General features: G+C 60.2%; 19 protein-coding genes and 2 pseudogenes. 12 read left to right on the plus strand and 9 right to left on the minus strand.

The window, feature by feature from the left end; translation table 11 throughout:
- Positions 1-33: 33 nt before the first annotated feature.
- Positions 34-1,524 carry an aldehyde dehydrogenase gene (locus tag FLM52_07690; protein NVN55665.1) on the plus strand — a complete coding sequence of 497 codons (1,491 nt, stop codon included), beginning with the start codon at positions 34-36 and terminating at the stop codon, positions 1,522-1,524.
- A gap of 182 nt (positions 1,525-1,706) precedes the next feature.
- Positions 1,707-2,549, plus strand: coding sequence for a helix-turn-helix transcriptional regulator (locus tag FLM52_07695; GenBank protein NVN55666.1), 843 nt, complete (start codon positions 1,707-1,709; stop codon positions 2,547-2,549).
- A gap of 59 nt (positions 2,550-2,608) precedes the next feature.
- Here FLM52_07695 and FLM52_07700 read toward each other — a convergent pair.
- Both FLM52_07700 and FLM52_07705 read right to left on the minus strand, forming a co-directional pair.
- Positions 2,609-2,788: pseudogene (locus FLM52_07700) on the minus strand (transposase domain-containing protein).
- 183 nt (positions 2,789-2,971) lie between these two features.
- Positions 2,972-3,847 (minus strand): hypothetical protein, encoded by an 876-nt coding sequence (locus FLM52_07705; GenBank protein ID NVN55667.1) that lies wholly within the window; start codon positions 3,845-3,847, stop codon positions 2,972-2,974.
- Positions 3,848-3,948: 101 nt separating this feature from the next.
- Here FLM52_07705 and FLM52_07710 point away from each other — a divergent pair, with 101 nt between their 5' ends.
- Positions 3,949-4,863 carry a LysR family transcriptional regulator gene (locus tag FLM52_07710; GenBank protein ID NVN55668.1) on the plus strand — a complete coding sequence of 305 codons (915 nt, stop codon included), beginning with the start codon at positions 3,949-3,951 and terminating at the stop codon, positions 4,861-4,863.
- A gap of 131 nt (positions 4,864-4,994) precedes the next feature.
- A pseudogene (locus FLM52_07715) lies at positions 4,995-5,456 on the plus strand (GNAT family N-acetyltransferase).
- A 209-nt stretch (positions 5,457-5,665) separates the two neighbouring features.
- Here the strand turns inward: FLM52_07715 and FLM52_07720 are convergent.
- From FLM52_07720 to FLM52_07745, 6 genes are all read right to left on the minus strand, one after another.
- Complete coding sequence (locus FLM52_07720; protein ID NVN55669.1) at positions 5,666-6,250, minus strand: NAD(P)H-dependent oxidoreductase; 585 nt, start codon at positions 6,248-6,250, stop codon at positions 5,666-5,668.
- 245 nt (positions 6,251-6,495) lie between these two features.
- The gene (locus tag FLM52_07725; protein ID NVN55670.1) at positions 6,496-7,770 is read right to left on the minus strand and encodes a Y-family DNA polymerase; all 1,275 of its coding nucleotides are present in this window, start codon (positions 7,768-7,770) and stop codon (positions 6,496-6,498) included.
- 8 nt (positions 7,771-7,778) lie between these two features.
- Positions 7,779-8,240: a translesion error-prone DNA polymerase V autoproteolytic subunit gene (gene umuD / locus FLM52_07730; GenBank protein ID NVN55671.1), complete on the minus strand. Its 462-nt coding sequence runs from the start codon at positions 8,238-8,240 to the stop codon at positions 7,779-7,781.
- A 239-nt stretch (positions 8,241-8,479) separates the two neighbouring features.
- A complete protein-coding gene (locus tag FLM52_07735) occupies positions 8,480-8,908 on the minus strand; it encodes an antibiotic biosynthesis monooxygenase (protein NVN55672.1) in 429 nt (142 codons plus the stop codon).
- A 116-nt stretch (positions 8,909-9,024) separates the two neighbouring features.
- Positions 9,025-10,515: a CoA-acylating methylmalonate-semialdehyde dehydrogenase gene (locus FLM52_07740; GenBank protein ID NVN55673.1), complete on the minus strand. Its 1,491-nt coding sequence runs from the start codon at positions 10,513-10,515 to the stop codon at positions 9,025-9,027.
- A 100-nt stretch (positions 10,516-10,615) separates the two neighbouring features.
- Entirely contained in the window at positions 10,616-11,965 is a 1,350-nt protein-coding gene (locus FLM52_07745) for an aspartate aminotransferase family protein (protein ID NVN55674.1), read from the minus strand.
- A 148-nt stretch (positions 11,966-12,113) separates the two neighbouring features.
- Here FLM52_07745 and FLM52_07750 point away from each other — a divergent pair, with 148 nt between their 5' ends.
- A complete protein-coding gene (locus tag FLM52_07750) occupies positions 12,114-13,076 on the plus strand; it encodes a LysR family transcriptional regulator (protein NVN55675.1) in 963 nt (320 codons plus the stop codon).
- Between the two features lie 173 nt (positions 13,077-13,249).
- On the opposite strand, the gene FLM52_07755 is transcribed toward FLM52_07750, so the two are convergent.
- Positions 13,250-14,152: a LysR family transcriptional regulator gene (locus tag FLM52_07755; GenBank protein NVN55676.1), complete on the minus strand. Its 903-nt coding sequence runs from the start codon at positions 14,150-14,152 to the stop codon at positions 13,250-13,252.
- 122 nt (positions 14,153-14,274) lie between these two features.
- On the opposite strand from FLM52_07755, the gene FLM52_07760 reads away from it, so the two are divergent.
- The 7 genes from FLM52_07760 (at position 14,275) to FLM52_07790 (ending at position 20,064) form a co-directional block, all read left to right on the plus strand.
- Positions 14,275-14,565 (plus strand): antibiotic biosynthesis monooxygenase, encoded by a 291-nt coding sequence (locus tag FLM52_07760; GenBank protein ID NVN55677.1) that lies wholly within the window; start codon positions 14,275-14,277, stop codon positions 14,563-14,565.
- A 98-nt stretch (positions 14,566-14,663) separates the two neighbouring features.
- Positions 14,664-15,392: a glycine/betaine ABC transporter substrate-binding protein gene (locus FLM52_07765; protein ID NVN55678.1), complete on the plus strand. Its 729-nt coding sequence runs from the start codon at positions 14,664-14,666 to the stop codon at positions 15,390-15,392.
- A 48-nt stretch (positions 15,393-15,440) separates the two neighbouring features.
- On the plus strand, positions 15,441-16,697 hold the full coding sequence (locus tag FLM52_07770) for a hypothetical protein (GenBank protein ID NVN55679.1): 1,257 nt from the start codon (positions 15,441-15,443) through the stop codon (positions 16,695-16,697).
- A gap of 328 nt (positions 16,698-17,025) precedes the next feature.
- Positions 17,026-18,039: a zinc-binding alcohol dehydrogenase family protein gene (locus tag FLM52_07775; GenBank protein ID NVN55680.1), complete on the plus strand. Its 1,014-nt coding sequence runs from the start codon at positions 17,026-17,028 to the stop codon at positions 18,037-18,039.
- A 156-nt stretch (positions 18,040-18,195) separates the two neighbouring features.
- On the plus strand, positions 18,196-18,591 hold the full coding sequence (locus FLM52_07780) for a glyoxalase (protein NVN55681.1): 396 nt from the start codon (positions 18,196-18,198) through the stop codon (positions 18,589-18,591).
- A 215-nt stretch (positions 18,592-18,806) separates the two neighbouring features.
- Positions 18,807-19,244 (plus strand): hypothetical protein, encoded by a 438-nt coding sequence (locus tag FLM52_07785; GenBank protein NVN55682.1) that lies wholly within the window; start codon positions 18,807-18,809, stop codon positions 19,242-19,244.
- Positions 19,245-19,563: 319 nt separating this feature from the next.
- The gene (locus FLM52_07790; GenBank protein NVN55683.1) at positions 19,564-20,064 is read left to right on the plus strand and encodes a hypothetical protein; all 501 of its coding nucleotides are present in this window, start codon (positions 19,564-19,566) and stop codon (positions 20,062-20,064) included.
- Positions 20,065-20,111: the final 47 nt, after the last annotated feature.

Raw genomic sequence — 20,111 nt, forward strand, 5'->3', positions numbered from 1 at the left:
TTTTCCGCCGCAGTCATCCCCCGGAGCCATACCATGCCACTCACTCATGCCCAATGGCAGCAACGTGCCAGCCAGCTGTCCTTTGAAACTCGCGCCTATCTCGATGGCGAGTTCACCCACGCCGCCAGCGGCAAGACCTTTCCCTCTCTCAATCCTGCGACGGGCGACACTCTGGCACAGGTGGCATGCTGCGAGGCGCCCGAGGCAGAACGCGCCGTGGCGTGTGCCAGAGCTGCCTTCGACAAGGGCGATTGGTCGCGGCTGTCACCGGCAGCCCGCAAGCGCACCTTGTTGCACCTGGCAGAACTCATCGCCGAGCATCAGCAGGAGCTCGCACTGCTCGATACACTCGATATGGGCAAGCCGATCACCAGTGCGCTGGGCGATGTGGCCTCTGCCATTGAATGTCTACGCTATACCGCTGAGTCCCTGGACAAGCTCTATGATCAGGTCGCGCCGACCGGCGAAGAAGCACTGGGACTGATCGTGCGTGAACCCCTGGGCGTGGTTGTCTCCATCGTGCCCTGGAATTTCCCGTTGATGATGACGATCTGGAAGATTGCTCCAGCGCTGGCGACTGGCAACAGTGTCATTCTCAAACCCTCCGAGAAGTCATCGCTCTCGGCACTGCGCCTGGCGCAACTGATCGCGACGACGGATATTCCCCGTGGCGTCTTCCAGGTACTGCCGGGATTCGGCGCAGATGTCGGCAAGGCCCTGGCGCTTTCGATGCAGGTCGATGCCATTGCCTTTACTGGCTCGACTCAGGTGGGCAAGCTTCTGACGCAATATGCGGGTCAGTCGAATCTGAAGCGCACTTTCCTCGAGTGTGGTGGCAAGAGCCCGAATATCGTGTTCGAAGACTGTGCTGACATCCCGGGCGTCGCACGTCAGGCCGCTGCCGCCATCTTCCATAATCAAGGAGAGGTTTGCATCGCAGGTTCCCGCCTGTTGGTGCATAACCGTATTCGCGAGCCATTCGTTCGTGCGCTGTGTGAAGCTGCCAGGAGCATGCAGCCGGGGGACCCGTTGGACCCGCAAAGCTTCATGGGCGCCATCGTCGATCAGGAACAGTACGACAAGATTGCCAGCTACATCGCGCTCGGTGAGCAGCAAGGGGCAAGACGTGAGACGATCATCACGGACGACAATCGCCGGGGTGAGGGCTGTTTCATCGCACCGACCATCTTCACTGGCGTGACGCCAGACATGGCCATTGCCAACGAGGAGATCTTTGGCCCGGTTCTCGCCGTCATGGGGTTTGATGATGAGGAAGAAGCGATTGCGATCGCCAATGACTCTGACTATGGGCTGGCAGCAGGGCTCTGGAGTCAGGACGTCAACCGGGTGATTCGTGTCGCGCGCCGACTGCAGTCTGGGCAGGTCTACATCAACAACTGGGCAGGGCCGGATATGACGATGCCCTTTGGTGGTGTGAAGCAGTCCGGTAATGGCCGCGACAAGTCATTGCAGACACTCGGTGAATATACCGAGACGAAGTCCATCTGGTTGGCCATTACCTGAATGATGGTGGCGGGAATGAGCCGTGCTGGGCGTTCTGACACGAACAAGCGTCTTGCAATGAAAGCGCCAGGCATGAGCCTGGCGCTTTCATTGGCGCTCGGGGCGTGACCGCTCCGGATGCGCCAGCGTTTTACCTTCGTTCGCTATGCTAGGATGTCTCGATACGTCACCAGGGTCGGCTCATGATTCACAAAGAATTGTTGTGCGCTCCAGAAATATCGAGCTGGCATTGCGTGCTGGCGAAGCTGATGACATCGGCATCTTCGGTAGAATTCCCTCGCTTGCTCCAGGACGTCTTCCACGACCTTCTGCCTTTTGACACGATACTTGTCAGTACCTACAAACAAGGGCGTGCACCCATCCTGATCTATGACAACTATCCCCCTGAGCGTCGGCAGCAGGGGGTAGAGCGTTATATTGGCGATGCCTACATATTGGATCCTTTCTATACCTCGACCCAGCAAAGCTGTCGTCCCGGTGTCTACCGCCTGAGTGAGCTGGCGCCTGATTGCTTTGAGGACAGTGAGTACTACAAGCATTATTACGGCGCGTTGGGACTCAAGGATGAAATTGGCATCTTCATACAACTGCCCGGCGACATCGTGATGGTGTTTTCGCTGGGATTGCATGAGACTTCTCTGCCGCTGACTCGAAAATCACTGCTGGCGCTCAAGAACCTGCAACCGATCCTCGAGCCCCTCGCGCGCGAGTATTGGAAGTGGCAGGGCGTCAGTTTCGTGGATCGCCTGGAGCATCATGAGCCGGTAGAGGCCGCCTTCGATAGCTTTGGTGATGGTCTTCTGACGCAGCGTGAACAGGACATCGTCAAGTTGTTGCTGGCCGGACACTCCACCAAATCTGCCGCGCGTGAACTCGCAATCAGCGATGGCACCGTCAAGGTACATCGCAAGCATATCTATCAGCGTCTGGCCGTTTCGAGCCAGGCCCAGATGTTCCGCCTGTTTCTGGATCACGTCTCGCTCGTCTCTCGCCAGAGCGGGGCACTGAGCCAGGTCGGGCCTTGATAGGTGTCCTCGAGCGTCGGATTATCGGTAAGCGTTCGGGCATCACCGCTTGCGAGTGATCACGCAGTATGCTGCCAATGATGGGGCAGAAGTTCGTGCACTTGGCTAGCCTTTTGGGTCGGCAGCCTTTCCAACACATTCTTCAGGTAGGTATAGGGCTCATGGCCGTTCAGCTTGGCACACTGAATGAGGCTCATGATGGTGGCAGCACGCTGGCCACTGCGCAGAGATCCGGCGAACCCGCAGCCGTTGACGCTCTTCCGCACTGAGTGACTATACCTCACGCTCCACCTGCTCTCGAACGCGCTCTAGGCGCCCGAGCGCCAGCGCCGTCTGGTCCACCACGAGATGGTTGGAGATCACTTCGATCTGAGCGGCACCGGCCAGATCACTTCGCTTGGCATGCCAGTCGAGTTCCATGTTCAGTCGTCCAGGCCGTCATCGCGGACATGCCGTTCGGCATCGATATGCGCCTGCAGAACGCGCCCATGCACCTGCCGAGTCCGTTCGACACGGCCGATGAAGCCCGGTGCCTTGGCATAACCGAAGATGGCGGTATGTCGCTCGCTCTTGCCAGACACCACGCGGTGCATCGAGAAGCGTCCCTTGAAGATCTGCAGGTCACCCAGTGCCAGTGACAGGCTGCGGACCTTGTCACGCTTTCCGTCCAGCACAGCCTGCACATCAGCGTAATGCTCGTTGCCTGGCTCGCGCAGATCCGGGCAATACTCGAATTGGCCGCCACTGAGCGGAGCCCGGGTCAGCAGGCTGACGATGAATTCGTTGGTATCGTAGTGCCAGGGAAGCGAAGACCCCTCAGGCATGATGTTTGCCACCACACCTGCCAGCGGGTCATCGAAGGTATAGAGCTGGGTCTCTTCCAGACAGTCGGTGATGAAACGCTGAAAGGCTGGATGGTGGTAAAGGCTCAGGCAGAGGCCTTCGACCGGAAACCAGTCCATGGCCACGAAGGCATTGGAGAATTCGGCAAAGCGGCGGCGCGGGTGATTCTCGGAAAGCTCGGGCTCATCGGCATTGAAGTAAGGAGTGATGGTGCCATGCGAGTAATGGCCCTTGTCCGCAATGGCGGCGACCTCTGCACCAAGCTGAGCATGATGATCGGCACGAATGAAGCCATCGATTCTGGCACAGCCCTTGTCGTTGAGCGCCGCACGAACCTCGTCGACGCGCGCCCGGTAGGCATCGCTATGTGGGCGATCGATGGGCCAGGCGTCAAGATCGATGCAATCCAGTAGCGTGGCATGGGAGGTGGGGGCAGCGGCAGTCTCGGTCAGCATGGCAATATCCTGTGTCGCAATGAAAGAAGTTGTACTTATGGTAGATGGCCAATAGCCTTGCTGTTAAATGGGTAATTCATGCACAAGGATAAGGTTATCTAATGTATCGTTTGGATAGAACGCACTGGATGCTACTTGCCGCACTCCAGCAGAGTGGCACGATCACGCTGGCAGCCGCCTCGCTCAACATCACGCAATCTGCTGCCAGTCAGCGGCTTGGCGAGGCTGAACGACGTCTCGGAGTCTCGCTGGTCAGAAAGGAGGGAAGGGCTCTGATGCTGACGCCGGCGGGCGCCACCATCGCCAAGGCCGCCACGACAACGGCCCCCATGCTGCAGGCTGCGGAATCCGATGCGATCTGGCAGGGCAAGCTCAGCCGCAATCGGGTCAGGGTCGCCTGGTCACATTTTGATCCTTCCCGGCTCGCCAGCAAGTTATTGACGGCCGGACGTGAGATGCAGCCGTGCGTGAATGTCGAATTGGTGCGTGTCGCGAGCGAGGCACCGACAAGCGCGTTGAATGGCCAGTCGGCGGACCTGATGCTGGCTCCGGGGGAAGGGCATGGGCCGCGCCTCACCGCGCTGACCAGCATGACGCTATGTCAGGACCGTCTGGTTGCCGTCGTGAAACGGGATTCCGCCCTGGCCGACAAGGCCGTCATGACGCCCGAAGACTTCGATGGAGAACGCTTTCTCACCTATGATCTGCGCCCGGAACCCGGCTGGGAATATGAGACCTTCTTTGCGCGCGGGCAGCGTTTCCCCTCTCAGGTATCGCGGGTGGAATCCACGGAACTCATCTGCCAACTGATCGCCAGCGGTCAGGGCGCCTCGATATTGCCTGCCCTGTGCGTGGAATTCTCCGCCTGGCGCGCTAAGCTGTGCATCGTCGAGCTGGATGTCGCCCCCATCACCTTTCCTTGGCAGATTCACATCATGCCCGGCCAAGAGACGGAAGCTTCACTGGCCTTTGTCCTTGCAGAAACCATCGTCGCTGACATGACCACGATCTCTTGAGGGATGAGGGTGGGCTTCGTCAAGTCAGATTGATTTCATTACGACCGATCGTGTTTTTCTGGATGACACCGACTGTGGAACGCCCATGAAAGTAGAACAATTACTGGTCCTGGAAAAATGATTGCGACAAACTGATCACTCTATTGAATGACTGTGTCGAGAGTGGTGCCTCCATCGGATTCATTGCTCCACTGGAGACGGGGGAGGCAGAGAGATACTGGCGCGGCGTTGCCAGTGATATTGCCGAGGGGTATCACGGTTTGTGGGTAGTGCGTGACGGCGAGTTCATCGTGGGGGCCGTTTAGCTACGTTTCTGTGCCAAGAAGAATGGCCGTCATAGAGCGGGAGTTGAAAAACTCATGGTCCATACGGCATTTCGTCAGCATGGTATTGCGCGGTAACTGATGATGTAAATAGAGCAACAGGCAAAAGCACATCAATGTACGCTACTGGTTTTGGACACCCGCAGCGATGACACGGACTCGTTGCTATACCGTAATGCGGGTTATCAAGAGGCTGGCAGGATTCCACAATACGCCAAGAGTTCTGCGGGAGATCTGGATAGCACCACCTTCTTTTACAAGATCATTTGAGTCCTGGTGCTCTGTCATTCATTCAGCGAATGATGATGCATCCTGGTATTCACTGTGTGCATCAATGCTGTTGGCAGGCGCCCACCAGTTTCTCACCTCAGCCTCGCTGTTGTTCCGAATACACGAAAGGCTGCCCATGGGCAGCCTTTCGTGTATTCGAGAGCTTGAGAGAGGCGTCATCAGCTCAGACTGTATGACGCCCCGAGCCTTCAGGCGCGGCCGACATGCTCGCGAAGGTGCTCACGATAGGCTTGGGTATAAGCGGGGATGTCCGGATTCTTGATTACGTCATTGGCCAGATAGGTCGGCAGTCCCTCGAGACCGACGAATTCCATTGCCTTGTGCACCGGATAGTAGACAGCGTCGATACCTTTGCCTTCGAAAAAGTTGCCCGCTTCATCGAAGGCTTCGATGGGAGCATTCCAGGTCAGTGACAGCATGTACTGGCGGCCCTGCATCAAGCCGCCAGTGCCGTAGCCCTGGGTCGGGCTGGTGCGATGACGGCCATCGCTGGCGTACAGCGCGCCGTGGCCCTCAGTCAGTATGTCATCGAGATACTTCTTCACGGTCCACGGCAGACCCATCCACCAACCTGGGGTCTGATAGATGATCAGGTCCGCCCATAGTTGCTTCTCGATTTCCGCCTTGGCCTCGAAACCTTCCTCGATGACGGTTTCACGCACTTCATGCCCCAGCTTGGCTAGCTCACTGCGCGCCAGTTCATGCAGCGTCGCGTTCAGCTCGCCATTGGAATGGGCAAAGGCCTTGCCGCCGTTGATCAGTAGAATCTTCATGCCGGGTACTCCAAAACTGTTGGCTTTTCAGCAATGGCGCACAGGATGAGTGTTCGCAAGTCATTGATAAAGCGGCACTGGCGTAAAACACCTTTGCTATGGGTGCAACAATCCGATCAGATTGCGCGCGATATCTACGCATTTAATCCCTTCACGCCCTCTGCGGTATGAACGCCCAGGAAAGGGATTGTATTGCTGATGGTTGTGGCGGTCGAAATTGCGCTCAGAGCTTTCGGCCAAGCCCACTAACGCAACCGCTTCAATTCCTGCCAGTTGGTGGTGTAGCGGGCGCTGCGGTGGGCGCAGCGCAGTTGCCAGGCGGCGTCGGGGCGTGCGACGCCCAGACGCACGGTGCCGCGGCCCATCTTCTGATTCATGGCGTCCAGTGTCGCCATCAGCTGCTGGCTGCGTTCACGCCTGGCGATGTCCTCTTCGCTTTCCAGCAGCGAGAGTTGCTCGCGTGGCTGGTCGATGAGGTCGAGCAGCATCACGCCAGCCTTCATGAAGCGATAGCCGCGCAGGTAGATATGCTCCAGCGCCTGTTGCGCGGCGGCGAGTATCTCGCGGCTGTCATTGGTGGGGGCGGGCAGTTCGACGATGGTGCTGGGTGAGTATTGCGGCAGGTCGGGTCGGTGGCGATTGCTCTTGAGGAAGACCAGCACGGCGCGTGTCAGGCTGCCTTGGTGGCGCAGCTTCTCGGCGCCGCGTTGGGCATGCTGGCGGATGGCGTCCCTGAGTTCATTCAAGTCACCGGTCATGCGCCCGAAGGAGCGCGAGGTCATGATGCGCTGGCGAGCCTCGTCGGCATCATTCATCTCGAAGCAGGGCGTGCCTTGCAGTTCGCGCGCGGTGCGTTCCAGTACTACGGAATAGCGCTGGCCGATGGCGCGCGGGTCGGCGCAGCGCAGGTCCCAGGCCGTATGCAGGCCTTGCAGTGCCAGGCGTTCGACCAGACGTCGGCCCACACCCCAGACATCGCCCAGTGGCGTATCGGCCAGCAGGCGCTGGGTGCCGACTTCATCGGGTTCCAGCACGCAGACACCGCCGAATTCCGGACGCTTCTTGGCCGCGCGATTGGCCAACTTGGCCAGCGTGCGAGTTGGCGCCACCCCGACACATACGGGAATGCCGGTGAACTTGCGGACATTGCGGTGCAGAGTGCGGCTCAATGTCAGCATCGAGTTGCGATCAAAGCCATCGAAACGCACGAACATCTCATCAATGGAGTAGGGCTCGACTCCGGCGGAATATTCCTCCAGCACCTCACGCACGCGCGCCGACATGTCGCCATACAGCTCGTAGTTGGAGGAGAGCAGGTGGATGCGCCCCTCACGGACGAGTGGCTGTAGCTGGAAGGCGGGGGTGCCCATCTCCACGCCCAGCGCCTTGAGTTCGTTGGAGCGCGCGATCACGCAGCCGTCATTGTTGGACATCACGCCGACAGGGCGGCCCTCCAGGCGCGGGTCGAACACTCGCTCGCAGCTGGCATAGAAGTTGTTGCAGTCGACCAGTCCGATCATTGGCGTCTTCATACCGCGTATTCGTGGATGACGGAACGCACCACCCCCCAGACCTGGCATTCGAGGTCGAAGATCGCGACCGGCGGATACAGCGCATTGCCGGAGCTCAGATAGGGGCGCTGACCGATCATCTCATAACGCTTGACCACCACCTCACCCTCGACCAGTGCCACCACGATATGCCCGGGGCGGGCATCGATGGAGCGGTCTACCACCAGGGTGTCGCCCTCATAGATGCCGAAGCCTTCCATGCTGTCACCCGCCACCGTCATGAAGAAGGTCGCTGCCGGGCGCTTGATCAGCCGCTCGTTGAGGTCCAGCGTGCGCCCCGCGTAATCCTCGGCCGGCGAGGGGAAGCCGGAAATACCAGCGCGCCCCGTGATGTGAGGGTGCGGAAGTGCACAGGGCTCCGGCGCTGGATGGGGGCGAGCCAGCGAAGCGTGGGACGGTTGAGCGGCAGATACGGTCATGGGTGGGGTCTCCTTTCGATACTGTAATCATATACAGTATCGGCGCTGAGAAGCCCTCAGGCAACCGATAATCCCTGCGAGTGCTGCACATTTACGAGACGCAGATCAGATGAGGTGCACCTGTGTTCAATGGTGGACGGCAGGCAAAGCTGCTAGCGGATATTGCTCACCGGTATCTCACGAAAAAGCCCGACCTCCTGGAGGCCGGGCTTTTTTGGGTCTTTCCCAATGCTGTTCTATCAGCCCGCCGGGCTCAGGATGCGGATATCGCCATCGGCGATCCAGTCACCGGCATTGTCGCGGAAGCGCTGCATATGTTCCGTCTCGCGGTGGGCCTGCAGGGCATCGTGGGATTCCCAGGCTTCTACCACGGTGATGGTGTCGGGGCGTGGGTCGTTGTCCTTGTCGGCGGCGCGCTCGGAGTCCAGGCACGGATGGTAGGCGTGGCAGCCATCTTCTTCTCGCACGGTGGGCGCGACGGCGCAGAGTTCATTGAAGACATCCTGAACGTGGCCTTCCTTGGCAGTAACGGTGGCGATTACCCAGATCATCTTGGCTCCTTGTGACGGTGCTGACCGCCGATGTTGTCGGGATTCTCGTGATGAGATGTCCCGACTATGTGGAGGCGTTTCTGGCCACTGCAAGGGGCAGGGGCTGACTGCCGGCATGACCCTGCATGATGAGCACACGAAAGCGCCGGACAGCAGGGCTGTCCGGCGCAGTTGTTATCAGACGCAGTTGTTATCAGATGATGATCCGCGGATCAGAACGGGAAGGCGATGGTTTAGGACGGGAAGGCGAACTGGGCGCCTTCACGCAGGCCGGCGGAAGGCCAGCGCTGGGTGATGGTCTTGCGGCGGGTGTAGAAGCGCACCGCATCCGGGCCGTAGGCGGACAGATCGCCGAACAGCGAGCGCTTCCAGCCGCCGAAGCTGTGATAGGCGACCGGTACCGGCAGCGGCACGTTGATGCCGACCATGCCGACCTGGATATGATCACTGAAGTAGCGGGCGGCTTCGCCATCCCGGGTATAGATGCAGGTGCCATTGCCGTATTCGTGATCATTGATCAGCTGCATGGCGGCTTCCATCGAATCGGCGCGCACGACCAGCAGCACCGGGCCGAAGATCTCTTCCTGGTAGCAGGTCATCTCCGGGGTGACGCCATCGATCAGGGTGCCGCCGACGAAGAAGCCGTTCTCGCCGCCTTCCACCTGCGGATTGCGGCCATCGACCACGACAGTGGCACCTTGCTGCTCGGCGCTGTCGATGTAGCCGACCACCTTGTCGCGATGGGCCGCGGTGATCAGCGGGCCGAAATCATTACCCTTGTCGCTGTAGATACCGACCTTGAGGCCTTCCATCTGCTGCTTCATCTGCGCGATCAGCTTGTCGGCGGCGTCATCGCCCACGGCTACCGCGACGGACAGTGCCATGCAGCGCTCACCGGAGGAGCCGAAGGCGGCGCCATTCAATGAATTGGCCACGTATTCCATGTCGGCGTCCGGCATCACGATGGCGTGGTTCTTGGCGCCACCGAGGGCCTGACAGCGTTTGCCGTTGGCCGCGGCGCGGCTGTAGATATACTCGGCGATCGGGGTGGAGCCGACGAAGCTGACCGCCTGGATGCGCGGGTCGTCCAGCAGTGTATCGACGGCTTCCTTGTCGCCATTGACGACATTCATGACGCCGGCCGGAAGCCCGGCCTCCATCAGCAGCTCTGCGATGAACAGCGTGGAGGTCGGGTCGCGCTCAGAGGGCTTGAGGACGAAGGTGTTGCCGCAGGCGATCGCCATCGGGTACATCCACAGCGGCACCATGGCCGGGAAGTTGAACGGCGTGATGCCGGCAACCACGCCCAGCGGCTGGAATTCGCTCCAGGAATCGATGCCCGGGCCGGTATTGCGGCTGTGCTCGCCCTTGAGCAGTTCCGGGGCGCTGCAGGCATATTCGACATTCTCGATGCCGCGCTGCAACTCGCCCAGCGCATCGTGACAGATCTTGCCGTGCTCCTGACCGATCAGGCGAGCGATCTCGTCGGCGTGTTCTTCCAGTAGCTGCTTGAAGCGGAACATCACTCGGGCGCGCTTGATCGGCGGCGTGTTGCGCCATTCCGGGAAGGCCGCCTCGGCAGCCGCGATGGCTTCCTCGACCGTTGCCTTGCTGGCCAGGCGCACCTGGCCGCCGACTTCGCCGGTGGAGGGATTGAAGATGTCTTGGGTACGACCTTCGCTGTGATCGATGTTGCCGTTGATGAGGTGTCCGAGCGTCTTCATTGGGTGGGCTCCCTGAGATGACTTGTAAATGAATGGCGATGAATGAAGTGGTGTTGTTCGTCAGTTCTGAATGTTGATGGTCAGTCTTGAGCGTCGATCGTCAGTCCTGGGCGGCGAAGGCATCGCCGAGGGCATTGATCAGGCGGTCCAGCTCGTCGTGTTCGGTGATGAACGGCAGGCCCAGCTGGATGGTGTCGCCGCCGTAACGGACATAGAAACCGGCCTTCCAGCAGTGCATGGCAATCTCATACGGGCGCCGCGCCGGCTCGCCGGGATAGGCCTCGACCTGAAGGGCGCCGGCCAGGCCGTAGTTGCGGATGTCCGTGATGTAACGGGTGCCCTTGAGCTCGTGCAGCTTCTTCTCGAACACCGGACTCAGCTCGCGGACGCGGGAGATGAGCTGGTCGTTCTCGAGCACATCGAGAGATGCCAGCGCCGCGGCACACGCCACCGGGTGGCCGGAATAGGTGTAGCCGTGGGGAATCTCCATCATGTAATCGGGGCCGCCGTTGTCCATGAAGGTCTGGTAGATGTCGCCCTTGACGACCACGGCACCCATCGGCACCGCACCATTGGTGATCTGCTTGGCGACGTTGAGGATGTCCGGCGTGATCCCGAATTCCTCGGCGCCGCTCATGGCGCCCATGCGTCCGAAGCCGGTGATGACCTCATCGAAGATCAACAGGATGTCGTGCTGGTCGCATATCTCGCGCAGGCGCTTGAGATAGCCCACTGGCGGCGGCAGCACGCCGGCCGAGCCTGCCATCGGCTCGACGATGACGGCGGCGATGTTGGAGGCATCATGCAGCGCGATCAGCTCCAGCAGCTCATCGGCGCGCTCGGCGCCGGTCCTGGGCATGCCGGGGGTGAAGGCATTCTCCTTGAGCAGGGTATGCGGCAGGTGATCGGCATCGACTCCCTGACCGTAGAGCGTGCGATTGGCGCCGATGCCACCGACGCTGAAGCCGCCGAAGTTGACGCCGTGATAGCCCTTGCTGCGTCCGATCAGCTTGGTCTTGGTCGGCTTGCCCTTCTTGCGCCAGTAGGCACGCGCGATCTTCAGAGAGGTGTCGGCACTCTCGGAGCCGGAACCGGTGAAGAAGACGTGATCCAGCCTCTCGGGCATCAACGTCTTGATGCGGTGCGCCAGCTCGAAGGCCTTGGGATGGCCGTACTGGAAGGCGGGCGCGTAATCCAGCTCGCGCAGCTGCGCACTGACCGCCTCGGCGATTTCCGGGCGGCAATGGCCGGCACCGCAGGTCCAGAGGCCTGACAGGCCATCGAAGATCTGACGGCCCCGGGAGTCCGTGAAGTAGGCCCCCTGCGCCTTGGTGATGATGCGCGGGTCCTGCTTGAACTGCCGATTGGCCGTGTAGGGCATCCAGTAAGCATCGAGCTGCTCCTGGCTCAAGCCTGCCTGGGCGGAAGGGGATGTATCGAAGGCGGTCATGATGTCTCCCACAGAGTGTGTTGTTGTTGGTTCTCGGCTCCTGTCGACTAGATTAGGAAGTCCTTTTGGTAAGATAAATGTCATTGTCTTTATCTTCAGGAAAGCATTTACTTAACTTTCCATGTCGTGAAACTCAGGAGGGCAGACCATGCGCAAGGACGGCATGAGGGGGCAGCTTGGCGATGCCGATCTGCGCTTGCTGCGCATCTTTCGCAAGGTGGTGGAGTGCGGCGGTTTCTCGGCGGCCGAGATCGAGCTCAATATCAGTCGCTCCGCCATCAGCATGGCGATGAGTGACCTGGAGGCGCGGTTGGGCCTCAAGCTCTGTCAGCGGGGGCGCAGTGGTTTCGCGCTCACCAATGAGGGAAAAGACGTGCATGAAGCTGCGATGCAGATGCTGGCGGCGGCAGAGGGCTTTCGCACCCGCATCAATGGTTTGCATGCCTGGCTCAAGGGCGAGCTGAACATCGGCATCACCGACAATCTGGTCACCATGCCCGAGATGCACATCACGGATGCGCTGAGTGCGCTGAAGGGCCACGGCCCGGAGGTGATGATCAACATCCGCATGATTCCCCCCAACGAGATCGAGCGTGCCGTGCTGGATGGCCGCCTGCATACCGGGGTGATCCCGACGCTCAAGACGCTGCCGGGGCTCGAGTATCGCTCGCTCTATGAGGAAACCTCCTGCCTTTACTGCGCGCGGGGCCACGCGCTGTTTCGCGAGCCCCGCGCGGGCGATACCCTTGCGCGGGGGCGTCCGGTGGGTGAGGAAGAGATTCGCCAGCATGATGCGGTGCTACCGGCCTACGCGCAGACGCCTGCGATCAAGGCGCTGCATGAACCGCTCAAAACCGCCGCTTCCGCGACTGACCGCGAGGGCATCGCCTTTCTGGTGCTTTCCGGGCGCTATCTCGGCTATCTGCCCACCCACTATGCCGAGCGCTGGGTGCGCGATGGCCAGATGCAGGCGCTCAGTCCGGTGGCCAATTCCTATGTCACTTATTACAGCGCCATCACGCGCAAGAGCCGCCCACCCAATCTGGTGCTGGAACGTTATCTGACGGAGCTGGATGCCCTGCGCCAGGCGAAACCAGCCCGAAGAGTGTAGTCGGCGAGGGAGAGTAAGCTACGAACAATTCCAAGCGTGTCGGGGTCAGAGAAGTCGCCCAGCTGGCGGGTGGAAGCAGCTATACGCTCTTAAGGAGACGGTGGCTAGTGTAGGATGCCGGGTGATGAAAGCCCCCCGCAGCCTTTGGTTGCGGGGGGCTTTTGCGTTTCTGGCTATTGCGGATGCGACAGTGATTCGCTGAAGGTCTCGACCAGATGCTGGGCAAACGCCTGCACACGACGCGGTTGGGCGCGCGCCGGCGGAAACAGTAGCTGCAGCGGTGAGGGCGGTGCGGCATGTTCCGGCAGAAGTTCGATCAGGCGACCCGCGTGGAGATCCTCCTTCACATCGACTTCCGATTTCAGGGCGATGCCCAATCCTTCCAGGCACCACTGGCGTACCAGTTCGCCGTCATTGGCGATCCGGTTGCCACTGACGGTGACGATCTGCGGCACCTTGTGACTACCGAAGCGCCATTCGTTGTCGAGGCTCTTGCCGAAGCGCATTACCAGGCAGTTGTGGTGCTTGAGGTCCACCGGCGTCAGCGGAGCAGGATGCTGCGCCAGATAGGCGGGGGAGGCGCATAGCAGGCGGCGTTTCTGGCCCAGATGCCGCACGCGCAGCGTACTGTCCATGATGGTGCCGAAGCGCAGGGCAAGATCGATCCCCTGGCCGACGATATCCACGTAGCTGTCCGACAGAAGCAGTTCTATCTCGATGTTAGGGTGCTGTCGCTGGAATTCGGTGATGGCGCGAGACAGGGCATTGCGGCCCAGGTCGCTCGGTGCACTGACACGAATGCGCCCGGTGAGGGTCTGGGCGCCCAGGCGGATGCGGGTCTCGAGTTCTGACACGCTATCAAGCAGGCCGCGAGCTTCTTCCATCAGTGTCCGGCCTTCTTCGGTCAGGCTGATGGCGCGCGTGGTGCGGTTTAGAAGTACGACCCCATAATGAGCTTCCAGCGCGGCGAGGCGTTCGGACACGGTGGTGGGCGACAGGCCCGTCTCGCGTCCTGCAGCGGTCAGGCTGCCTTTCTCGATGATGGTCAGAAACAGGGCAATATTATCCAACAACATTGTACGGGTTTTCCGAATTATATTTGCGCAAGTTGTACGTTTATACGGTTGAGGCTTGTGGCTAGGATGATCACATTGCTTGCGCAACTCAAGTTTCCCGATCACGCCACGGAGTCCCTTTCATGACTCAGCTGACCATCATCGCCAATATCCATGCCAAGCCGGACCAGATCGAGCAGGTCAAGGCAGCACTTCTGGCATTGGTACCCATCACTCGTGCCGAAAAAGGCTGCCTTGGATACACCCTGCACCAGAACAACGACAACCCGGCGCATTTCACCTTTTATGAGAATTGGGCCTCGCGGGAACTCTGGCAGCAGCACATGCAGGCGCCGCACCTGGAAGACTACATGGCAGCGACGGAAGGCGCGGTCAGCGAATTCACCCTGCATGAAATGACCGCCTTTGACTGAGGGCGGGCCTGGGTCCTGGATATGGGCTCTGGCTTTCCTGGGCGGCCATGCAGGCCTGCTCGCTTTCTTTCTTCTTCAATGACCCACTCGAGGCAGTCATGACAGACCCCATCCGTATCGGCCATATCGCGTTGTCCTTCCATGAGGCCAGCGCTCTGGAAGTGGCACGTGTGCTGGAGAGCCACGGCCATGAGGTGACCTTCGCTTCTGCTCCCCATGAAGAGGCCTTCGCGATGCTGGGGCGAGGGGAGGTCGACATTCTGGCCTCCGCCTGGTTGCCCTCGAGTCATGAGGCCTACCTGGCCCCCATGCTGGATGACGTCGACAAGATCGCCGTCATCTATGAGCCGTATTGCATCTGGGGAGTGCCGGATTACGTGCCACAAAGTGCGGTGGCAAGCGTCACGGACCTGCTGCGGGAACCGGCGCTCAGCAAGATGGAGCCCATCATTCAGGGCATCAATCCGGGGGCCGGCATCAGTCGCTTCTCGGCCGAGATGATCAAGCAATATGGTCTGGATGCCGCCGGGTATGTCTTCCGCACCGGCAGCGAAGCGGACTGCTTCGATCGTTACGAAGCGGCGGTGGCGCAGGGGCGTTGGGTCGTGGTGCCGCTGTGGCATCCGCAGTTCCTGCATCACCGCTACCGAATTCGCGCCCTCAAGGAACCCAAGGGGCTTCTAGGTACCCAGGATGAGGCCACGCTGGTGGTGCGCAAGGAGGCTCGCCAGCACATCGGCGCCGCGGCCCTCAAGGACCTCTCTCAGCTCTACATCGGCAATCCTCGCTTGAGCGAACTGGAAGACGACCTGCGTCGTCGCGCCTGATGCGTCGCACCTGATTTATCTCGCCTGAATCTCGACAAATCCCGGGCGATGGCCACGCCACCGCCCAGTCTCTTCATCTCATCATCATCGACCCTGCCGGTGCAGCGCATAGCGCCAACCGGCGGGCAAGGAGTCCCCATGCCATTTTCTCGCCTCAAGACTGCCATCCTCATCGCCTCGCTGGGCGTTGCCACCGTCGCCGGCGCCACTCAGGCGGCCGCTGACAGCACGGCCGTGAACCCCCAGAATGCGCAAGCCGCCTCCCTGCGCGACGGCACGCTGACCACCGTCGCCGAATATTCGGACACCCGCCCCGGCAACATCACCTTCACGCCGGATGGCCGCTTGATCATGTCCCAGCAGCCACTTGATGCACCGGCGCTGCGCGTGGTCGAGATCACCCAGGACGGCAAGCGTGTGCCGTTCCCGACCCTGGACTGGGCCGATGGCCCGGAAAAGGGCGAGGTCGGCATCGCCTCGATCATCGGCGTGCACTCCGACAGTCAGGGCGTGGTGTGGATGCTTGACATGGGCAGCCAGGACAGTGCGCCCAAGCTGGTGGGCTGGGATACCCGCAGTGATTCGCTCAAGAAGGTGATTTCGCTTGCCGGTGACAGCGTGCTGCCGATCTCCTTCCTGCAGGATTTCGTCATTGATGAGCAGCGCGGCAAGATCTATATCGCTGACATGACCTTTACCGCGCCGGCCTCCAGCATGAAACCGGCTTTCGTGGTGGTGGATATCGCCAGCGGCAAGACGCGTCGCGTGCTGCAGAGCGATGAAAGGCTGATGCCGGTGGAACACGACATGGTCATCAATGGCCATCTGATGGCGGCCAAGGGCGACAAGAATGGTGAGCCAAAGCCCTGGTACCTGGGCTTGAATGCCATCGCCTTCGATCCGGCGGATGACGTCGTCTATTTCGGTGGCGTGAACGGCAGTGAGATCTATCGCTTGCCGGCGGCTGAGCTGGCCGATGATACTGCCACGGCGGCGGAACTGGCTCGCGCCATCACGCCTTACGCCTCCAAGCGTCCCAATGATGGCTTCATCTTCGATACCAAGCGCGGTGGCATCATCGCCGGTGACGCGGAGCACAACGCACTGACCTTCTCATCGCCGGAAGGTATGTCGGTGATCGCCCAGGATGACGAGCGTCTGCGCTGGCCGGATGGCTTCGCCTTCGCGCCGGATGGCAGCCTCTACCTGACCACCAACCAGCTGAACGCCCATCCGGCACTCAACCAGGGCGTGGATGGCAGTGACAAGCATTACTACCTGCTCAAGCTGACACCCGCCAACTGACCCTTGCTCTCTTGGGCCTTGGGCAACACATTGCCTTGGCGCCATGGCTTTCTCGTTAGCCTGTGATCTGCGCAGGACGTGTCTCACGACCGTCCTGCGTTGTCGTTTTTGTGTCTGGCCGGCGTATCTCGCGTCGCAAGCTGATCATCCGTCGGCGTCTCCTTGCACGCAACACGCAAACTCGTCATACATTATCCGCTTTATCCGGATTAACTTTGCGGTCATGGGTTGTTTTTACGCCAAGTCCAGAGAGTTAACATGCTGTCATCGCGTCACGGCAAGGCCCTCAGCGCTGCCGTGACTGACCTGATCTTTAGGAGAAACTCTGATGAAAGCCATTGGTTACTACGCTGCCGGTTCCATTGATCGTGACGACGCCCTGGTCGATATCGAACTCGAGACACCGGTCGCCACCGGTCACGACCTGCTGGTCAAGGTTGCTGCGGTTTCTGTGAATCCGGTGGATTACAAGATTCGTGAGAGCCGCGAGCCGGCCGCCGGCGAAGCTGCCGTCATCGGCTGGGACGCCGTGGGCGAGGTCATCGCCATCGGTGACCAGGTCACGGCCTTCGCCCCGGGCGACAAGGTCTGGTATGCCGGTGATATCACCCGCGCTGGCACCAACAGCGAACTCCATCTGGTGGATGAACGTATCGTCGGCCAAGCGCCCAAGTCCGTGCCGGTTCATGAGGCGGCTGCGCTGCCGCTGACCACGCTGACCGGCTTCGAGATGCTGTTCGATCGCCTGCGTGTCACCGAGCCGGTGCCGGGTGCTGCACGTGCCATTCTGATCATCGGTGGGGCCGGTGGCGTGGGCTCCATCACCATCCAGCTGCTGCGTGAGCTGACCGATCTGACCATCATCGCCACGGCGTCACGCCCCCAGACTCGCGAGTGGGTGAAGTCACTGGGCGCGCATCACGTCATCGACCACAGCCAGCCGCTGCCGGCCCAGATCGAGGCGCTGGGCATTGGTGCCCCGGCCTTCGTGTTCTCGACCAACTTCTCCGAGCACTACGCGCCGCAGGTCGCCGAATTGATCGCGCCGCAGGGTCGTTTCGGCATGATCGATGACCCACAGACCCTCGATGTGGTGCCGTTCAAGCCCAAGGCCGTTTCCATCCATTGGGAGCTGATGTTCACTCGTTCACTGTTCACCACCGCCGATATCACGCGTCAGGGTGAGATCCTAACCAAGGTGGCGGGTCTGCTGGATACTGGCAGAATCACCTCCACCGCGACGGAAACCTTCGGCACCATCAACGCCGAAAACCTCAAGCGCGCGCATGCCTTGCTGGAAAGCGGCAAGGCCAAGGGCAAGATCGTCCTCGAAGGCTTCTGATCGAAGCCACTGTTGAGGCGGTGACATGAAAGGAGTGCGGCCGGGTAACCGGTCGCACTCCTTTTCGTAAAGACACTCTCACTGCCACCCAGCCCTCGCAAGCTGCTTTGTCTGCTGGTGTGTGCCGGGTGGCTGATACAATGATGGAACCCTGTCATGGGCATACAGCGTCTTGATCATGTAAACCTGCGAACCGGACAGCTGAGTGCCATGCTCCAGTGGTATGGCGATGTACTGGGGCTGCACAGCGGGCCGCGACCCGATTTCTCCTTTGCCGGTGCCTGGCTTTACGCCGGGGAGGTGGCGGTCATCCATCTCATCGACATCGGTTGCCTGCCAGCGATCAGCAGTGATGCCAGTCTCCGGCTTGAGCATTTCTCGCTTGCCGCCACGGATATCGAGGCATTCGAGGCGCGCCTGGCGGCTTCCCGTACGCACTATCAGCGGATCGCGCTCGCGGGTGGCGGGCTCGTGCAACTGCACACGCGAGACCCGGACGGCAATCATCTGCATCTCGATTTTGCCACCGCAACCTGCCGCGCCGTGGCCTGAAATGGCTCTAGGAGGTCATATCTGGCGTCAAGTGGCTGCCAGACTTGAGGAAAGCGTGTAGATCGCGCGTTATCCAACCGCAAATTGCGCCGCTGACGCGATAAGCTGATGGTAGGGAATGGCGATCTGGAACGCAGAGTGTCCAGCCGTCAGCAAGATGGCCTGAGCTGGACTCAGCACATCGCACGCATACGCAATCAGCCGAGGAGGCCAACATGGCGAAGCGGTCATTTGCGGTACTGACCCTGATGGTGTCGTTGCTGGGTGCTGGCCTCGTGCAGGCTGACTCCGCGGGTGAGGGCAATGATGACAAGGACGAGGAGCGTCTGCGCCAGAAGCATCATGATCTGGAAGGTCAGGTAAAGGCGCAGCGCGTTCAGGCGCAACAGATGCGGGAATTGAAGAAGATCCAGCACCAGGAAAAGCTGGCTGAGAAGAAAGCGGTGGCAGAGGCTTCGCCGGCACATGTCTGGAAGCGGGGCGGCAAGGTGCCAGACACTGTCGCCCGGGATGATGGTCTTCGGGTCGAGAATTGGCAGCAGCACAAGCTCTCGGAACCGGGCGCCAACCAGCGCTGGCTGCAGCTCAAGAATGCCTTCGTGCTGATGAATACCGAAAACCAAGTCATCGATGAGATCGTGCTCGAGCAGTGATACCGCGGGTAGCGATGATATTACCTATCACCGATGCAAGCTGTCCTCATCTGGCGACGCTCTGATGGGGCACCCACCCCCTTGCGACCATGCAATGCGCAGGTACCAATGCTTGCCACGCGCCATGGCGTGCCATATCAGTCATTACGAATATCTGCTTCTCGATGTCGTCATTGCGCAACAAGGATGCGTCAACTGGCGACAAGTCGTTGCGAATTGTGCGCAAAAGTGGAGGTTGGCGCGCTGGCTTGCCGTGGCGAACACGAGGCGATAGTGTTCTCTCATACCGTTTATTAACACTGTTTCATAACTCTGTCTCATGACTCCGTTTCATGACCCTGATTCACAGCCTCGGCATTCCTTGTTGCCGAGTACGACGAGGAGGCCAGACATGCGCAATCGCACCCTGACCGTAATGATGATGATCTTCACCCTGATGACCGCGTCGCTGGCGCAGGCATCGCCCAACGACCGCGATGATCGTGGCGGTCAACACCACAGCCAAGGCAACCAGCACAACAGCCACGGCAATGGCCATCAGAAGAAAAAGCAGCAGACGCGTCACGACCAGTCTCAGCGTCATCATCAGCAAAAGCATCAGGCGCAGGCCAGGCATCAAGGTCAGAAGTCACACAACTGGCGTCGCGGTGACCATGTGCCGCGCAGCTACTACGCCAACAAGCGTTACTGGGTGAGTGACTGGCGTGCTCACAAGCTGTCTGCGCCGCCGCAGGGGCATCGCTGGTTGAACATCGATGGTCGCTATGTGCTGGCGGCCGTGGCGGGCGGTGCCATTACCGCGATCATTCTCAATCATTGAGGACAGTCAGACTGTCCGCGTCATGAAAAAGGGGCCTCCATCTGGAG

It is taken from the genome of bacterium Scap17 (assembly GCA_013376735.1).
Classification (GTDB): domain Bacteria; phylum Pseudomonadota; class Gammaproteobacteria; order Pseudomonadales; family Halomonadaceae; genus Cobetia.

Bases quoted from the DNA above. Each gene is read 5' to 3' on its own strand.
- FLM52_07690 (NVN55665.1), top strand. From the start codon at position 34: ATGCCACTCACTCATGCCCAATGGCAGCAACGTGCCAGCCAGCTGTCC.
- FLM52_07695 (NVN55666.1), top strand. From the start codon at position 1,707: ATGATTCACAAAGAATTGTTGTGCGCTCCAGAAATATCGAGCTGGCAT.
- FLM52_07705 (NVN55667.1), bottom strand. From the start codon at position 3,847: ATGCTGACCGAGACTGCCGCTGCCCCCACCTCCCATGCCACGCTACTG.
- FLM52_07710 (NVN55668.1), top strand. From the start codon at position 3,949: ATGTATCGTTTGGATAGAACGCACTGGATGCTACTTGCCGCACTCCAG.
- FLM52_07720 (NVN55669.1), bottom strand. From the start codon at position 6,250: ATGAAGATTCTACTGATCAACGGCGGCAAGGCCTTTGCCCATTCCAAT.
- FLM52_07725 (NVN55670.1), bottom strand. From the start codon at position 7,770: ATGATCGGACTGGTCGACTGCAACAACTTCTATGCCAGCTGCGAGCGA.
- umuD (NVN55671.1), bottom strand. From the start codon at position 8,240: ATGACCGTATCTGCCGCTCAACCGTCCCACGCTTCGCTGGCTCGCCCC.
- FLM52_07735 (NVN55672.1), bottom strand. From the start codon at position 8,908: ATGCCGGCAGTCAGCCCCTGCCCCTTGCAGTGGCCAGAAACGCCTCCA.
- FLM52_07740 (NVN55673.1), bottom strand. From the start codon at position 10,515: ATGAAGACGCTCGGACACCTCATCAACGGCAACATCGATCACAGCGAA.
- FLM52_07745 (NVN55674.1), bottom strand. From the start codon at position 11,965: ATGACCGCCTTCGATACATCCCCTTCCGCCCAGGCAGGCTTGAGCCAG.
- FLM52_07750 (NVN55675.1), top strand. From the start codon at position 12,114: ATGCGCAAGGACGGCATGAGGGGGCAGCTTGGCGATGCCGATCTGCGC.
- FLM52_07755 (NVN55676.1), bottom strand. From the start codon at position 14,152: ATGTTGTTGGATAATATTGCCCTGTTTCTGACCATCATCGAGAAAGGC.
- FLM52_07760 (NVN55677.1), top strand. From the start codon at position 14,275: ATGACTCAGCTGACCATCATCGCCAATATCCATGCCAAGCCGGACCAG.
- FLM52_07765 (NVN55678.1), top strand. From the start codon at position 14,664: ATGACAGACCCCATCCGTATCGGCCATATCGCGTTGTCCTTCCATGAG.
- FLM52_07770 (NVN55679.1), top strand. From the start codon at position 15,441: ATGGCCACGCCACCGCCCAGTCTCTTCATCTCATCATCATCGACCCTG.
- FLM52_07775 (NVN55680.1), top strand. From the start codon at position 17,026: ATGAAAGCCATTGGTTACTACGCTGCCGGTTCCATTGATCGTGACGAC.
- FLM52_07780 (NVN55681.1), top strand. From the start codon at position 18,196: ATGGGCATACAGCGTCTTGATCATGTAAACCTGCGAACCGGACAGCTG.
- FLM52_07785 (NVN55682.1), top strand. From the start codon at position 18,807: ATGGCGAAGCGGTCATTTGCGGTACTGACCCTGATGGTGTCGTTGCTG.
- FLM52_07790 (NVN55683.1), top strand. From the start codon at position 19,564: ATGACTCCGTTTCATGACCCTGATTCACAGCCTCGGCATTCCTTGTTG.